The sequence below is a fragment of the Rhodocytophaga rosea genome (genome assembly GCF_010119975.1).
GTDB classification, from domain to species: domain Bacteria; phylum Bacteroidota; class Bacteroidia; order Cytophagales; family 172606-1; genus Rhodocytophaga; species Rhodocytophaga rosea.
On sequence record NZ_CP048222.1, the window covers coordinates 2,681,060 to 2,696,955 of the forward strand.

Annotated in this window: 12 protein-coding genes and 1 pseudogene; 7 read left to right on the forward strand and 6 right to left on the reverse strand. The window is 39.1% G+C overall.

The annotated features are described in order from the left end of the window. Positions 1 to 53: 53 nt before the first annotated feature. Complete coding sequence (locus GXP67_RS11220; RefSeq protein WP_162443211.1) at positions 54 to 191, forward strand: hypothetical protein; 138 nt, start codon at positions 54 to 56, stop codon at positions 189 to 191. 139 nt (positions 192 to 330) lie between these two features. On the opposite strand, the gene GXP67_RS11225 is transcribed toward GXP67_RS11220, so the two are convergent. Then, positions 331 to 2,424: a tetratricopeptide repeat-containing sensor histidine kinase gene (locus tag GXP67_RS11225; protein WP_162443212.1), complete on the reverse strand. Its 2,094-nt coding sequence runs from the start codon at positions 2,422 to 2,424 to the stop codon at positions 331 to 333. 246 nt (positions 2,425 to 2,670) lie between these two features. Next, a complete protein-coding gene (locus tag GXP67_RS11230) occupies positions 2,671 to 4,002 on the reverse strand; it encodes an amidohydrolase (RefSeq protein ID WP_162443213.1) in 1,332 nt (443 codons plus the stop codon). Between the two features lie 261 nt (positions 4,003 to 4,263). Between GXP67_RS11230 and GXP67_RS11235 the strand changes: the two genes are divergently transcribed. Next, positions 4,264 to 6,720 carry a DUF5916 domain-containing protein gene (locus GXP67_RS11235; protein ID WP_162443214.1) on the forward strand — a complete coding sequence of 819 codons (2,457 nt, stop codon included), beginning with the start codon at positions 4,264 to 4,266 and terminating at the stop codon, positions 6,718 to 6,720. A gap of 268 nt (positions 6,721 to 6,988) precedes the next feature. Next, positions 6,989 to 9,049, forward strand: a complete 2,061-nt coding sequence (locus GXP67_RS11240; RefSeq protein ID WP_162443215.1) for a thioredoxin domain-containing protein — start codon at positions 6,989 to 6,991, stop codon at positions 9,047 to 9,049. A 72-nt stretch (positions 9,050 to 9,121) separates the two neighbouring features. Here the strand turns inward: GXP67_RS11240 and GXP67_RS11245 are convergent, their stop codons facing one another. From GXP67_RS11245 to ruvC, 4 genes are all read right to left on the reverse strand, one after another. Then, entirely contained in the window at positions 9,122 to 9,730 is a 609-nt protein-coding gene (locus GXP67_RS11245; RefSeq protein WP_162443216.1) for a hypothetical protein, read from the reverse strand. Positions 9,731 to 9,760: 30 nt separating this feature from the next. After that, positions 9,761 to 10,282, reverse strand: coding sequence for a toxin-antitoxin system YwqK family antitoxin (locus GXP67_RS11250; RefSeq protein WP_162443217.1), 522 nt, complete (start codon positions 10,280 to 10,282; stop codon positions 9,761 to 9,763). A 38-nt stretch (positions 10,283 to 10,320) separates the two neighbouring features. After that, positions 10,321 to 10,962 carry a hypothetical protein gene (locus GXP67_RS11255; RefSeq protein WP_162443218.1) on the reverse strand — a complete coding sequence of 214 codons (642 nt, stop codon included), beginning with the start codon at positions 10,960 to 10,962 and terminating at the stop codon, positions 10,321 to 10,323. A 213-nt stretch (positions 10,963 to 11,175) separates the two neighbouring features. Further along, on the reverse strand, positions 11,176 to 11,751 hold the full coding sequence (ruvC, locus tag GXP67_RS11260; RefSeq protein ID WP_162443219.1) for a crossover junction endodeoxyribonuclease RuvC: 576 nt from the start codon (positions 11,749 to 11,751) through the stop codon (positions 11,176 to 11,178). A 220-nt stretch (positions 11,752 to 11,971) separates the two neighbouring features. On the opposite strand from ruvC, the gene GXP67_RS11265 reads away from it, so the two are divergent. From GXP67_RS11265 to GXP67_RS37360, 4 genes and pseudogenes are all read left to right on the forward strand, one after another. After that, complete coding sequence (locus GXP67_RS11265; protein WP_162443220.1) at positions 11,972 to 13,108, forward strand: glycosyltransferase; 1,137 nt, start codon at positions 11,972 to 11,974, stop codon at positions 13,106 to 13,108. A gap of 36 nt (positions 13,109 to 13,144) precedes the next feature. Next, positions 13,145 to 13,399: a transporter gene (locus tag GXP67_RS11270; RefSeq protein WP_162443221.1), complete on the forward strand. Its 255-nt coding sequence runs from the start codon at positions 13,145 to 13,147 to the stop codon at positions 13,397 to 13,399. 7 nt (positions 13,400 to 13,406) lie between these two features. Further along, positions 13,407 to 14,648, forward strand: coding sequence for an ABC transporter permease (locus tag GXP67_RS11275; RefSeq protein WP_162443222.1), 1,242 nt, complete (start codon positions 13,407 to 13,409; stop codon positions 14,646 to 14,648). Positions 14,649 to 15,185: 537 nt separating this feature from the next. Beyond that, positions 15,186 to 15,874, forward strand: a pseudogene (locus tag GXP67_RS37360) (PP2C family protein-serine/threonine phosphatase). The last annotated feature ends 22 nt before the right edge of the window (positions 15,875 to 15,896 follow it).

A 15,896-nucleotide genomic window follows, 5' to 3' on the forward strand; every position in this document is an offset into this window, starting at 1 on the left:
GATAAAGTAATTTTAAGTTAAACGTTACCTTCCGACTAACTCCTACTTACGATATGAAAAAAATAATTGCATACTTCATTTTGATACTATTTCTGGCAACTTCTTGTTACCGGCCTGGTACACAGCCCTGGCAACCTAAGCAACATGGTCCTATTAAAAGCAGCAAAAAACCCAGAGCTTACAAGAGCTAAGTCATCTAATTTTAACGCTGTCTCCAAATTTACAGATTCAGCAATACACCTATTAGCTACAGTGAAAGAAGTATTCATAACAAGAAAATTTTTGCTTGTTAAAGCATATACTTGCTAAAAAATTAGGATAATGCTATTTTCAACTCATTGCTGAAATAGTTATCAGGGCTTTTCTAAACGTAAGTGTAAACGAGGCACCCTGTCCGGGATTACTGTGGCAAGCAACTTCACCTTGCATGGCTTCCATGTATTTTTTTACAATAGATAAACCTAGTCCGGTAGAGTCTTCACCGGCAGTAGGTTGGGCACTCAGTTTCTGGAACCTGCCGAATAGTTTGGGCATATCTTCAGGTACAAAACCCGGGCCCTGGTCTTTGATTTCTATTTCAATGGTATCTTGAACTTCTTGTAGAGAGATGAAAACACTTTTATTGGCTGGTGAAAATTTAATTGCATTGGAGATCAGATTTTCTAAAACCTGTGTAGCATACACCCAGTCTAGCTTAGCCTGATGTTCTCCCGGAGCGTAGTGGCAGATGAACTTAATATTTTTCTTACTGGCGGCCTCTTCAAAATTATTTACTGTCTCCTGCAAAAGTCGTGAGACATTTACCAGTTGCATTTCCAGATTTATTTTTTTTGCATCAATGGCATTTATATCCAATATTTTGGCAATCATCTCATTAAGATGTCCCGCAGTTTTTCCTATTAATTTTATATATTCTTTCTGAGAAGAATTTAAATTATCTGACTCCAGTTGCATCACGTTTGCTAGTCCGAAAATGCGGCTCAGCGGACTACGCAAATCATGTGCAACTACACCCATAAGATCATTTTTTTCTTCGCTCAGACGGGTTAATTCCTGATTTTTTAAATCAAGAGTATCTTTCTGGTGTAATATAGCGGCATTCTGGTAAGCCAGTATGCGGTTTAACTGCTTCCGGTTGTGATTATTCCGGTATACAATGCCAAATAATATGAGAATGAAAACAAGACCAATTACTAAAGCAATGGTAAGTATGCGCTGATTTCGAAGCTGGTCTTCCTTTATATATTTTTCAGTCTCTAGCAAGTTGATTTGGGCTTCTTTTTGTTCAATATCAAATAAGGATTGCATACGGGCAATAGTCTCCTGGTTATGTTCATTCAGCAAACTGTCTTTATATGCGGCGGCTTTATGATTGTAAAATAAAGCCATTTTATAATCACCCGATAAAGAGTAGGTTTCCGAAAGACTGGCATATGCATCCTGAATTTCTTCTTTAGCACCGATATGCAAAGCCATATCCAGGCCTTTTTTCAAATTTATATATGCCTGGTTATATTCTCTGTTAGCTTTGTAGGCTAATCCCAGGTTGATATAGTTGGCAGACAGGTATTTTTTATCTCCTATCTTCTCATTCATATTTCGTGCGGCTTTATAAAATTTAAGGGCCAGTGCGGTATTATTCATTTTAAGATGTACCGTTCCCAAGTCATTAAAACATATAGCTATACCTTTCGTATTGCCAAGTGCCTGGTTAATTGTAAGAGATTCGGTATAATGGGTCAGGGCTTTTGTATACTCACCTAAACTTTCATAAACACCGCCTATATTATTGAGATTAATTGCAATCCCCACAGAATTTTGCATTTCTTTTGCCTGTTCCAGCCCCTTGGCAAAATAATTCAGTGCTTTACTGTATTCTTTCATGGAAAAATAAATGTTTCCGATACTATTCACAGCGGTTGAAATATTATATTTATCCTGGATTTTCTCAGCGATTTTTAGTGCTTCCAGGTGATGATAGAGCGCGTTCTGGTAATCGTTGAAACGTCTGTATACAACGCCTATATTATTATGAGTAATTGCTTTTAACTTCTCATTATTAATATCTTGGGCAATTTTTAATGCCTTTTTGTGAAAAGAGAGCGCCTCTCCATACTCACTGATATTACGGGCACGGACCCCACGGAGATCCAGGCAATATGCGTTTCCTAAGGGATAATTAAGTGTTTGAGACAGCGAACAAAGCTGGTCTATATAGTGATTGGCTGTTTCAGGATTACCCCCGGATAAAGAGTGCTGCCAGACAATTTTATACAGCAACTCTACTTTGAGTGTATCATCTGCAGTACTTCTTAATACATTCTCCAGACTATCAATCTTACTTTTCTGACCGTTAGCAACTTGTATCCAGAAAAAAAAGAACAGAACTGATATATATCTGAGCAGGGTCCGGATTAATTTCATACAGGCAAGCTGGTATAGGATCTGAGTCTAACATTCATACTTTGTCTGGTAATTTGCTTGCAGTAAATTTGTATCATGTATCTATCTTGTACCAAATATAGATACATGATACAAATCAATTTAATTAGTTTAATGTAAAAGCATTGTATTGGTAATCTATTCAAGTATACTGACCCATATTATAAATCTTAAAATAATTAGGATGAACGGTAGTATTTATGTATAAATTTCGATGCGTCAGCATGGCTATCTTTTATGCATTAATTCTAAAACTGCTGCCGACATCGCTTTTATACCCGTCTTGATAGCAGGTTCAGGCAGAGGAAGAAATAATCCGGAATGTAAAGAAGGCAACTCCTGGTTATTTTTGCGGTTTTTATCTATTTGTTCAGGATCTACAGCACCCAGCCAGAACATACAAGTGGGAATTTTAGCCTCCTGGCGGCTATAAAATGAGAAATCTTCTCCTACCATAGAAGCAGGTGTATCTACTACATTTTCTTTCCCGATAGTTTCGGCAAATATATTGGTAAGGCGGCGGGTAAGTGGAATATCATTAATAGTTGGAGGCGTATACTGGTCACGAATGGTTACAATAGGCAAACGGTCTTGAGAAACACCTGCCGCCTCTGCAATTCCCTTGCAAATACGATTGATGGCAGCAATAGTCTGGTTACGCACCGCATCAGAGTAAGAACGTAAGGTAAGCTGGAGCTTTACTTCATCGGGAATAATATTATACTGGGTTCCTCCCTGAATAGAGCCTACCGTTACTACGGCGGGCTCAAAAGGAGAAATTTCACGGCTCACAATAGTTTGTAAAGCAATTACAATCTGAGAAGCAAGCACAATAGGATCTTTGGTATTTTGTGGAATAGCACCATGTCCTCCTATACCTCTCACTGTAATATCCACTGCATCTACACTAGCCATAATACCACCCTCCGTATATCCTACTTTCCCGGCGGCCAAAAAAGCATTCATATGTAAAGCGAGGGCATAATCTGGTTTGGGAAATTTAGTAAATAAGCCTTGCTGGAGCATCGCTTTGGCTCCCCCGCTCCGTTCTTCAGCTGGTTGCCCGATCATCAGCAAGGTTCCTTTCCACCGATTTTTAAATTGTACCATCGTTTTGGCTACGCCTGTAAAAACGGTCATATGCACATCATGTCCGCAGGCATGCATAGTGGGTACATCTTTTCCAGTTTCATCTTTGGTTCGTGTTTTACTGGCGTATGGCGCATTCGTTTTTTCCTCTACAGGCAATCCATCCAGGTCGGTGCGTACCATTACACAAGGACCAGTACCATTTTTAAGTATACCCACTATGCCATATCCCCCAAAGTTTTCGGTAACCTCAAAACCAAGCGATTTTAGCTGTGCAGCAATTTTTGCTGCTGTATTTTTTTCCTGGAAAGAAATTTCCGGATGTGCATGTAAATCTTTATATAAATCAAAAAGCGCCTGATAAGATTGATCTGTATAGGCTGCGATATCTTGAGTAAGTGAAGAGGGCTGAGCAGAAACAATAGTTAAGGTTAAAAGAATTATAAAGCAGGTAGTTAGCAGTTTTCCCATACTGGCAAGGTATAAAATTTAGATTAAGTTTTAAACGGTTTGCGTTTCTGACACGGTTTTTGCTCTCCATTTTCTCTTCAAAGAAATACCTTTACATTAAAATAATTCTATTCTATCTTATAAAAATTAAAATATTACTGCGTATGTACTATTTACTTTATAACTAAAATATTGAAACAAATACATTAGAATATATTTATTATTAAAATTTTTATCGTTTACAGTTGTTTTTCAGACCTATAATATAACCTGTATTTACTGATGCACCGGATACTTCTACTTACTTTTTTCACATTTTTGTCTGAAGGTTTAGTATTTGCACAAGCCCGCCAATACAGGGCTTTACGCACTTCAGAAGCAATTAAGGTAGATGGAGTATTAGATGAATCAATCTGGCAACAAAGCCCGGAAGCTAGTCAGTTTGTCCAAAACTGGCCTAGATATGGGCAACCGGAAACCCAGAAAACCAAAGTTAGGATTGTATATGATGATATAGCCGTTTATGTAGCAGCTATGATGTATGAAAGTTCGGCGGACAGCATTTTAAGGCAACTAACTGTTAGGGATAATATTGGTAACTCAGATTATTTCGCAATCTACCTGGATACCTATCTGGACAAAATTAATGGCTATGGTTTTATGGTAACAGCCGCTGGTGTACAATCAGATGCCCGCTATTCCTCTAATGGCGAGGACCGGGCCTGGAATGCCGTATGGGAAAGTAAAGTAAAAATCAATGCTGATAGCTGGGTGGTTGAGATGAAAATTCCTTATTCAGCCATCCGTTTTTCTAACCGGGAAGAACAAGTATGGGGGCTCAACTTCAGGCGACAGGTCCGCCGGAACAATGAGTCTTTTTTCTGGAACCCGGTAAATCCGGCTGTAAGCGGCTTTCTCAACCAGTTTGGCCAGCTTACCGGTATCGAACACATCAAATCTCCCTTGCGTCTGGCTTTATTGCCCTATATTTCAAGTTATGCCAACCATTATCCGCATAATACACCTGACAAGCGAAATGCTACTTTTAATTTAAATGGGGGAATGGATGTAAAATATGGCATTAATGAGAGTTTTACGCTGGATATGACCCTAGTTCCGGATTTTGGTCAGGTACAGTCAGATAATCAGGTATTAAATTTATCGCCTTTTGAAGTGCGGTTTAACGAGAACAGGCAATTTTTTACAGAAGGCACCGAGTTGTTTAACAAAGGGGGGTTCTTTTATTCCCGAAGAGTAGGCGGCACTCCTCTTAAATATGGCGATGTGGAAGGACAATTACAGGAAGGTGAAGAAATTGTAGAAAATCCTACCACCAGCCGGCTGGTAAATGCCAGTAAAATTTCCGGACGAACCAAAGGCGGATTAGGGATTGGTATTTTTAATGCAGTTTCACCCAATATATATGCAACCGTAGAGAATGAGGAAGGCGAACAGCGCAAAATTCTCACCCAGCCACTTTCCAATTACAACATTTTAGTATTTGACCAGTCGCTGAAAAACAATTCCTATGTGAGTCTGATTAATACCAATGTTACCAGGTCCGGGCACACCTATGATGCCAATGTAACTGGCGGCCTTTTTAAACTTGCCAATAAGAAAAATACGTTTGCCCTCAATGGACGTACAGCTGTAAGCCAGAAATTTGATCCTGAATTAAACCGGCCTGACCGGGGGTATACGCTTTCTCTTTCTGGCAGTAAGATCAGCGGAAATCTGCAATATTCACTCACACAGGTGATAGAAACAGATAAGTATAATCCCAATGATCTGGGGATTTTATACAATAATAATGAGGTTTCGCAGATAGGCAGAATTGCCTATAATATTTACAGGCCTTTCTGGAAGCTTAATAACCTGTATACTAGTTTCAGCACGGCTTATTCGAGGCTCTACCGGCCGGATGTTTTCCAGAATTTCTGGATGAATGCCGGGGTATATACTACCCTGAAAAACTTTTATGAAATAGGTACCCATGTAAACGTTGAACCTGTAAAAACGTATGATTTCTACGAGCCCAGGGTAGCTGGCCGCTATTATACTTTTCCTACAAATGTGCAGATAGGCAGTGATTTTTATACCGATGGCCGCAAGAAGTTTGCCCTTGGCCTGCATGGCCGGTACCGCACTTTTAATGAAAACAACCGGCAATTGTATTATGTGGAAATTTCGCCCAGGTATCGTGTTAACGATAAACTATCGCTCCAGTATAATTTTAATACCCGCACTGTACAGGATGAAATGGGTTCTTTCGGAGAAAATGTACGCAACGATTCTATATTTTTTGGTTTGCGCAATGTGCGGGCTATTTCCAGTACACTGAACAGCAGCTATATTTTCACTGAGAAAATGTCGCTTACCTTACGGGCCAGGCATTACACCTCTTCTGCTTTGTACCGCAAATATTTTGCTCTTAACACTGATGGCACTCTTACAGAAGCCAATTTTGACCAGGCGAAAGATGTGAATTTTAATACCTTCAACGTAGATATGGTATTTTCATGGTGGTTTGCTCCTGGTAGCGAAGTGAGCCTGGTCTGGAAGAATGCCATTGCTTCGGATGGTATGGAGTATACGCCCAATTATCTCAGCAATGTAAACCAAACCCTGCAATCGCCGCAGAATAACAGCATTTCTATCAAAGTATTATATTACTTGGATGTGTTGAACCTGAAAGGCAAATCCCAGCCCAAAGCACCTGCGCTGATAACAAGTATTTAATGAACATGTTTATAATAAATCAAAAGCGGGATAGCAAACTATCCCGCTTTTGATTTATTGCTTGTGGTGAAAGCTCCTTCCTTCAAGAATTCTTTCTACTTTCAACCTATTTACAGGCTTTGTACGTATTTTTATAGTAGTTTGCCGCTACTCAGAACCAGTACTCATACTGAATTAAAACAAGAATCACGTATATGGATGATTCAAAAAACCGTAATTAATCTTTTACTGACAACCAATAACGAACAGCCAATAACTATTTATCCCTATGTCTTCTCACTTCCAGAAAGAACCAAATAAATTAGCCAACGAAACCAGCCCTTATCTTTTGCAGCATGCCTATAATCCGGTTCAATGGTATCCCTGGGGAGAAGAGGCGTTGCAAAAAGCAAAAACAGAAGACAAGCCAATTATTGTAAGTATTGGTTATTCAGCCTGTCACTGGTGCCATGTAATGGAACGGGAATCTTTTGAGAATGAGCAGATTGCTAAAATAATGAATGAACATTTTGTGGCTATCAAAGTAGACCGGGAAGAACGTCCAGATGTGGATGCCATATATATGGATGCTATTCAGGCAATGGGTATACAAGGCGGCTGGCCGCTCAATGTGTTTCTTACGCCAGAGGCAAAACCGTTTTATGGAAGCACCTATTTTCCTCCCCGCAACTGGGCACAAATGTTATTAAATGTAGCCGAAGCCTATAAAACCAACAAAGGCCAGTTACTGGAATCAGCTGAACAGTTTACTGAACATCTGGGGTTCAGCGATATACAAAAATACCAGCTAAGTGGTGGGGAAACAACCTATTCTGTAGAAGAACTAAGCAGCATATTCAGCAAGCTGGCAGCAAAATTCGACCGGAGTCAGGGTGGCATGAATAAAGCTCCTAAGTTTCCTATGCCTAGTATTTATCTGTTTTTGCTGCGATACTTCAAGATTACTAAAGACGAACAGGCACTGGCACAGGTTAAACTTACCCTTGATAAAATGGCTTTGGGAGGCATTTATGACCAGATTGGAGGTGGTTTTGCCAGGTATTCAGTAGACGCTGAATGGTTTGCCCCTCACTTCGAAAAAATGCTGTATGACAATGGCCAACTTATTAGCTTATATAGCGAAGCTTACACATGCACCCAGCATGAACTCTATAAAGATGTTGTATACCAGACCATCGATTTTGCCGCCCGAGAATTACGCAGTGAAGAAGGTGGATTTTATTCAGCTTTGGATGCAGACAGTGAGGGAGAAGAAGGGAAATTTTATGTATGGACCTATGCAGACTGGCAGGAAGCGTTGAATAAAATTGAACTGAGTAAAATAGATAAGAAACTATTTGAGACATATTACCACATAGAACCGGAAGGTAACTGGGAACATGGCAATAATATTTTATTCCGGACTGATGAAACTGCTTTTGCCCAGGCTAATAATATAGATCCGGTTCAATTTAAAAAGGCCCATCATCAGCTAAAAACACACATGCTACAGGAAAGAGCAAAACGTATCCACCCTGGGTTAGATGATAAAATCCTGTGCTCCTGGAATGGATTAATGCTGAAAGGCTTGGTAGAGGCCTATCAAGCTTTCGGTGAACCGCTTTTTCTGGAGCTTGCCTTACAAAATGCCAGGTTTGTTCTGGAGAAGATGCGTAAGGGCAATCAATTGTATCACTCTTACAAAAACGGAAAAGCTACTATAACTGGCTATCTGGAAGATTATGCTTTTGTAATTGAAGGACTGCTTGCCCTCTACCAGGCTACCTTTACCGAAGAATGGCTAACCGAAGCCAGAAACCTGACTAAATATGTAATTGATAATTTTTATGATGCAGAGGAACAAATGTTTTTTTTCACAGATGCCAATGCCGAAAAACTGATCGCCCGTAAAAAGGAACTGTTTGATAATGTAATTCCATCCTCCAATTCAGCGATGGCAAAAAATCTGTATCTGCTGGGTCTGCTGCTCGATAAACCTGCCTGGCTGGAAATTTCAGAGCAAATGCTGGCGAGAGCCAAGAAAATCATTGTTTCTGATCCTCAATATTTATCGAATTGGGCGGTTTTGCTGGCACACCGCACGCAGCCCACAGCCGAAGTAGCCATTGTGGGCCCAAAAGTAGAAGATTTTCGTAGAGAAATTAGTACATTTTATTTTCCCAACAAGGTGCTTACCGGTACTACCGAAGGCAGCGATTTACCTTTGTTGGAAGGCAGAGAAGCAATTGGCAGCAAAACAACTATATATGTGTGTTATAACAGAACCTGCCAGTTACCAGTGTTTTCAATTCAGGAGGCAGTGAAGCAATTACAGGAAGTATTATATTAAAAGATTACAAGCCCCTAAAATTACCTGGAAATTTATTTGCAATCTATAAGTGTGTGCTTGTTTATCACTTAGTTATTCTTGATTGATCAGATTTTTACTGTGTAATAATACAGACAATTTGCCTGAATCAAGAAGCACTGATAAAGAATAAAAGTGCTTTGCTTTTTGATTATTCCGTACAGCAGACTCCCATGCAGATAAGGCATTAACACTTTTGATAACTTGTTCATAAAACGTCTTATTAGCTGGATACGCCCTCAATATATTGTCAAAAGATTCAACAATTGAAAGCTCACCAGATTCGTCAATCATAATATTGAGCATTACAGTTCTAAGCTTTTGAGAGCGAATATATTCAGCTGATAATCTGATATTATGAGTTATTGCTTTTTCAAGCGCTTTAAACCCACCAGGAAAGGCCGCAGCTTTATCTAATGGAAAAGTAGAAGAATCTACAGGTGGTAAAAATTTCAGATATGGATAAGTTTCTAATGAGGCATATTGGGAATACTTCCATTTTTCAATGTTTTCAAATTTTATCCCTTCTGGTAATACTTCATAAACAGGTCTGTTTAGATTCTCTATTCCACCTCCACCCCAGTAATAAGTTCCGTTTATAAATTTAGCATTTTTAAATTTCTCTCTGCATACTAATCTATAGTCAGTAAATTTCTTTGGCAATGCAGCATTTGTACTTTTATGATAGTATTCCTAGGTTCCATTACGTAAGCTATCCACAAAATAACCTTTGATTTTGACAGTATCCATAGTGAACTCATTGTAGTATGATGTTTCCCATTCGCCATTGCCGCTTCTTATTTTCTGATTCCCATCTTTATCATAGTATTCTAATACGGACAGAAAATGATTGTTATAGACAATCTTATCTTTTACAAAATTATTGTCATAAAAATTAGTCCATATTCCATATCTGACATTCTGTAAATAATAACCTTGTGTCATTAAGTTACCATTGGGATAAAAGAAGTAAAAAGTATCAATTTTTACGCCTTGATTATATTTACCTTTCATTTGAAGCTTACCACTTATATAATAGTCGTTCACTTCACCATGATATAAATATTTAACAGTATCGATTCTACCTACCCGGAAGTAGGAAGCCAATTCCTTTGTGGTAAGTAACCAGCTTTCATCAAAATAAGTAATAGCAACTTTCTGGCTGTAGCTTACACAAAATGTTAAACAAGCCAGAAATGTCAAAAGCAATTTCATTCAAAATTAAATTTCTGATTTTGATCTGATAAGATAATCTACTCAAACGTCAATGGTATCATAAAAGAGAATCGGAACAGCAACGCATTGTCTTTCTTTTTGCGGTTGCCCCACTGGGAAATATTATCCAGATAATCTGTTTGCAGATTCAGCCGGCCGGCTTGTAATCCAACGCCGTATCCATTATTAAATATGTAGTTCACACCAGCCTGTGTTGGTAAGAGCAAAGAAACATTGCCGTAGGTTTCATTAGCGACTCTGGACTCAAAGTTATCACCTAATGATTGATTTTCAGCATCTTTGGGTTCATAGCGGATCAGCCCGATACCCTGGCTTACATACACCATAATACCTTTATATTTGAGCAGATGCACCTGCAAGTCGTAATTGGCGGCAACAAAATTGGTTTTAAAAAATAGATTGGGTGTAGCAGGGGTAGCATCTGTGCCTTCGAAGCGATAGTCTGGATTCTGACCAGTAACGCTGCCGATGGCTACATTAAAATGACTGTTGAATCGCTTTTTAAAATTCAGTTTTAGACCAGCCTGAAAAGCGGAACTCCACTTCGGATTTTTTATACCTAGATCGCCTCTGTAAGCATTCGCACTGACACCAATTTCCAGAAATCGACTTACTTTCTTAGCCTCAGAAGATTGTGCATGGGCTAGGCAGACAGACAAACAAAAAATAGCAGGGAAAATGCAGGCAAGAAGTATAGATTTCAATTGCATAAGTCAGAATATTTCACAAAGCAGCCAGCTGAATTTAACCTGGACAGAAGTTATATCCTAAATTACAATGATTCATTTTGACAAGCTAAAAAAGCAGCAATTACGCTCAAGATACATCGTAAGAAATAGGCAATATTTTCATGATTAGCAAAAGAGCAACTATTATTTAACCCGGTTAGGATTATCGGCAATAAATGCACCCCAGCCACTTACTTTTTTATCCGATGTACCACTACTTGTAATCGCCCCTACCTGAAAATAATGACACATGGCTACACCTAAGGCATCGGTGGCATCATACAACTTAGGGTCTTCGTCAAACTTAAGCAATACTTTTAGCATGGCAGCAACCTGTTCCTTAGATGCATTGCCATTGCCGGTTACCGATTGTTTTACTTTTTTTGGAGCATACTCTACGATTGGGATTTCACGTGCCAGAGCTGCTGCCATGGCTACCCCCTGCGCCCTTCCCAGTTTGAGCATAGATTGTATATTTTTGCCAAAAAAAGGAGCTTCCAGCGCCATTTCATCCGGCAGATAATCGTCTATCAGTTGTGTAACCCGTTCAAATATCTTCTTAAGCTTAATCTCATGATTGGTGTATTTAGTCAGATTGATAACCCCGTATTGCATTAATTTTACCTCTTTGCCTTTGATCATAATGAGGCCATAGCCCATATATCTGGTGCCAGGGTCTACGCCAAGTATAATTCTTTCTTGCAATTCAGGTTTTATCATATAGCAAGTTAACAAAAGTTTAATAGTAGTGGGATTTACAACCTATTTTTAGCAATGGTAAGGCTTAGTTTTGCCTATAATAGCTGAGAATGTAAGTTTATGTACACAATATCTGATATATTTGTTCGATTTATTTGTGGCTTACGGTTTAATTACGCGCAAAACCTAAATATTTTCAAATTAATTCAAAATACACTGCTAATTAAACGTCTTATATCAGTTGTTACTACTTTCCATCAGTATAGCGTATACCTTTTTTACATTATTTCTGATCATTAAATGGATACAATTAAAAACTGTAGATGCACTTGCTGCTTCTATCCCCCATCTGAGAATTACCGTTGTAATTGCTATACGGAATGAGGAAAAAAATATTATTGAACTACTTGAAGACTTAAACCGCCAGACTTTTTCATCTGCTCAGACTGAAGTAATCATTGTAGATGACCATTCCACAGATAATACCTTAAGTATTATTCAATTTTTTCAGCAAAGGGCAATTTTTACCCTACATGTACTGGAACTAAAAAATTATATTCCTGTACCGCTAAGCGCAGGAAATTATAAAAAAAAAGCGATCGAAATTGCCGTACACCAAGCAACTGGCGAATTGATCGCAACAACAGATGGCGACTGCAGAGTAGGAAAATATTGGCTAAATAGTATCGCCCAATATTATCAGACACATCAGGCCAGATTTATCAGTGGTCCGGTCACTTTTCATGCTGAACAAACTTTATTTGAACACTTACAAACCGTGGAATTTGCCAGCTTAATAGGTTCAGGTGCAGTTCTACTTGCCACAGGTATGCCAGTGATGTGCAATGGTGCTAATCTGGCATACAGCAAAGAAGCATTTATGGCAGCAGGTGGTTACCAGGATACGGCTGGTTCACCTTCAGGAGATGATATTTTTTTATTACAGAAAATAAACCGTTTATATCCTGGCAAGGCGTTTTTTCTCAAAAGCCCGGAAGCTATTGTGCATACCAGGGCCAAATCCAGCTGGCAGGAGTTTTTGCAGCAACGGAAACGGTGGGCCAGCAAATGGAATTTGTATCAGGATAAAACCGCAAGTTTAATAGCTATTTTCATCTTTATCAGTAATTTTTCCCTGCTGATCGGTCTGGTGCTGGTAATGTGCCAGCTATATCCACTACGTATGTTTTTGATACAGATTGCAATTAGATTTGGTATCGAATTCGTATTTTTGACTCTAGTACTAAAGTTTTTAAACAAACAAAAAAATATTCCTTTTATACTGCCGTTGCAATTGGTTTATTTTTTATACGTTTCGCTGGTTGGCCTGATAACCCATAGAAAAGGATACGAATGGAAAGGGAGAAAACTTAAGTAACTGAAGAATTGATAATTAAAAATAAATTCAGTTAGTATGACGGATGCTGAGTTTGATGTGTTGGATGAACTGTACTTTATAGAATCTTTCGATTCACTGGCCAAAACGCTTTCAATGCCGGAAGAACAATTAAAAATAGTATTAACCGGACTTTTAGAAAAAGGCTGGATCAAATGCTTGTCATCGGCAACCGGAGAGTTACCTGCAGATCAGGAAGAGTTCGACAGTCAATATAAAAAATATTACTACCTGGCCACCAAAGCTGGCTTGTTAGCTCACAATAGCAGATAAGTAAATTATGCCCGTTGTTGCTCAGGAGACCGCCAAATCTCCATTTTACTATATAAAAAAGCGATTCTTAAACAACAAGCCTGCCGTTTTTGGCCTGGCCATTATTGTTTTTTGTGTGCTGCTTACGCTGCTTGGAAACCTGGTAATGCCCGACCGTACGCCGGATGCAAATGATGGCGCTGCTCAGATTCAGAAAAAACCCATCGGATTTCAGGTCGACATGCTGAAAATGCGTAGAGGCGTATCGCTGGAAGACAATAATATTCTCACAGATATTTATTCAGGCATTGAGAGCCAGTATAGAATTATACCTGTTGAATCGTATCGTATGGATGGAATTGATGTATATGTGCGGGAATACAATGGAAACGGCGAAGAAAAAAAGTATTCAATTGTAAAAGCAGTACTCCCCTTATATATCGGCCAGTCAAGTAAAATGTCAGGTTCACAAAATTACGAACTACAGGGAGAAACCATTAAGTATTTAGATAGCGACGAACGTATCCAGACAATTACTAAGTCTGAATTACTTTCCCAATTTCAAAAAGAGAATATCGAAACCCGGAATTATATGCTGGGTACAGATAAAGTAGGCCGTGATATGTTGAGCCGCTTGTTATATGGCATGCGTATTTCGCTCTCAGTTGGGTTTGTATCGGTACTCATTTCTGTACTGGTAGGTATTACGCTGGGTGCCTTGGCAGGCTTTTTTGGTGGCAAAACCGATAGTATCATTATGTGGCTCATGACCGTGGTATGGTCTATTCCCAGTATTATGCTGGTAATTGCTATCAGTATGGCACTTCAAAGTAAAGGATTATGGGTAGTGTTTTTGGCCATTGGTCTCACCAGCTGGGTAGAAATTGCCAGGGTAGTACGGGGACAAATTATGTCGATCAAACAAAAATTATTTGTAGAAGCTGCCCGTTCTCTCGGTATGAGCAACCGCCGGATTATCTATTACCACATTATGCCCAATATACTGGGTCCGTTAATTGTAATTACCACTTCCAATTTTGCCTCAGCTATTCTTACAGAAGCCGGATTGAGTTTTCTGGGATTAAGCGTACAAATTCCTACACCTTCCTGGGGAACCATGATTAACGAAGGATTTACCACCATAGGCACAAAAGATAGCTGGCATTTAGTATTTTTGCCAAGCTTCTGTATCAGTTTGCTGGTACTGGCTTTTAATTTATTCGGCAATGGATTACGGGATGCCTATGATCCCACCACCCTTTTAAAGTAAAGACTTTTGATTAACACGCTGAAAGATAAACTCCGCATTAAGGAGCTGGAATTGAACTCGATCCTGGAGATCACTCAGGCGATCAATAATAATTTCCCGGAGGAATCCCTCTACAAAATCTATAACTTTACCTTACGAGCCAATCTGAATATCAGCAAATTGGCATTGTATATTCTGGAAGTTCCTCAAACCTGGGAATGTAAAGTTAACTTTGGTACAGTAGCTAATTTCACTACCCAGTTATTGGATGTAGAGAAATTAAATGCCAGAGATATAGTGTGGCTGGAAAATACTACCATGCCTGCCCCTTTTAAAGAATTTGACCTTGCGATTCCGGTTTTTCATAAAGACCGGGTACTAGCCTATATATTTGTAGGGGAAGACAAGAAAAATCCCGAATCTGGTATTGATACCACATTTATACAAACGCTGACTAATATCATTGTGGTAGCCATAGAAAACAAAAAACTGGCACGGCGCCAGCTGGCACAGGAAGCTTTAAACCGCGAACTTGAAATTGCCAGGCAGGTACAGGAAATGCTTTTTCCTAAAAAACTCCCTTATAATGATAAATTAAAGGTAAAAGCAGATTATTTCCCACATTATTCAATAGGCGGCGACTATTACGATTTTATTCAGATTACACCTGATAAATTTCTGCTCTGTATTGCTGATGTTTCCGGCAAAGGTGTTCCGGCGGCACTGCTCATGTCTAATTTTCAGGCTTCTTTACGCATTCTGGTCCGGCAAACGACAGATTTAAAAGCCATTGTTCATGAATTGAATTACGGCCTATATCAGAATTCCGGGGTGGGAGTTTTATTACTTTCTTTTGTGCCCTTTATAACCAGTCTACACATACGCTCAGCTACGTAAATGCTGGTCATAATGCGCCTATTTTTTGCGATAGTCAAGGGAAGACTTCACTGCTGGAAAAAGGAACCACCATATTAGGCATTTTTCATCCGTTGCCTTTTTTGCACGTGGCGGTCATTGAGAACACTAAAAATTTTCTGCTTTTTACCTATACTGATGGGGTCGTAGAAACCCGCAACAGCGATGAAGAAGAGTTTGGTCCTGAACGTTTGCTTGAATTTATACAGATACACCATAAAGCCAACCCCGATGAATTACATACCAGGCTTATTAAGCGGATTGAAGAATTCCGTTATGGCAATCAGTATGCTGATGACGTAACGCTGCTTTCCTGTAAGGTGATTGAATGAGAGGTAGATGCTATAAATAGCA

Bases quoted from the DNA above. Each gene is read 5' to 3' on its own strand.
- GXP67_RS11220 (WP_162443211.1), top strand. From the start codon at position 54: ATGAAAAAAATAATTGCATACTTCATTTTGATACTATTTCTGGCAACT.
- GXP67_RS11225 (WP_162443212.1), bottom strand. From the start codon at position 2,424: ATGAAATTAATCCGGACCCTGCTCAGATATATATCAGTTCTGTTCTTT.
- GXP67_RS11230 (WP_162443213.1), bottom strand. From the start codon at position 4,002: ATGGGAAAACTGCTAACTACCTGCTTTATAATTCTTTTAACCTTAACT.
- GXP67_RS11235 (WP_162443214.1), top strand. From the start codon at position 4,264: ATGCACCGGATACTTCTACTTACTTTTTTCACATTTTTGTCTGAAGGT.
- GXP67_RS11240 (WP_162443215.1), top strand. From the start codon at position 6,989: ATGTCTTCTCACTTCCAGAAAGAACCAAATAAATTAGCCAACGAAACC.
- GXP67_RS11250 (WP_162443217.1), bottom strand. From the start codon at position 10,282: ATGAAATTGCTTTTGACATTTCTGGCTTGTTTAACATTTTGTGTAAGC.
- ruvC (WP_162443219.1), bottom strand. From the start codon at position 11,751: ATGATAAAACCTGAATTGCAAGAAAGAATTATACTTGGCGTAGACCCT.
- GXP67_RS11270 (WP_162443221.1), top strand. From the start codon at position 13,145: ATGACGGATGCTGAGTTTGATGTGTTGGATGAACTGTACTTTATAGAA.
- GXP67_RS11275 (WP_162443222.1), top strand. From the start codon at position 13,407: ATGCCCGTTGTTGCTCAGGAGACCGCCAAATCTCCATTTTACTATATA.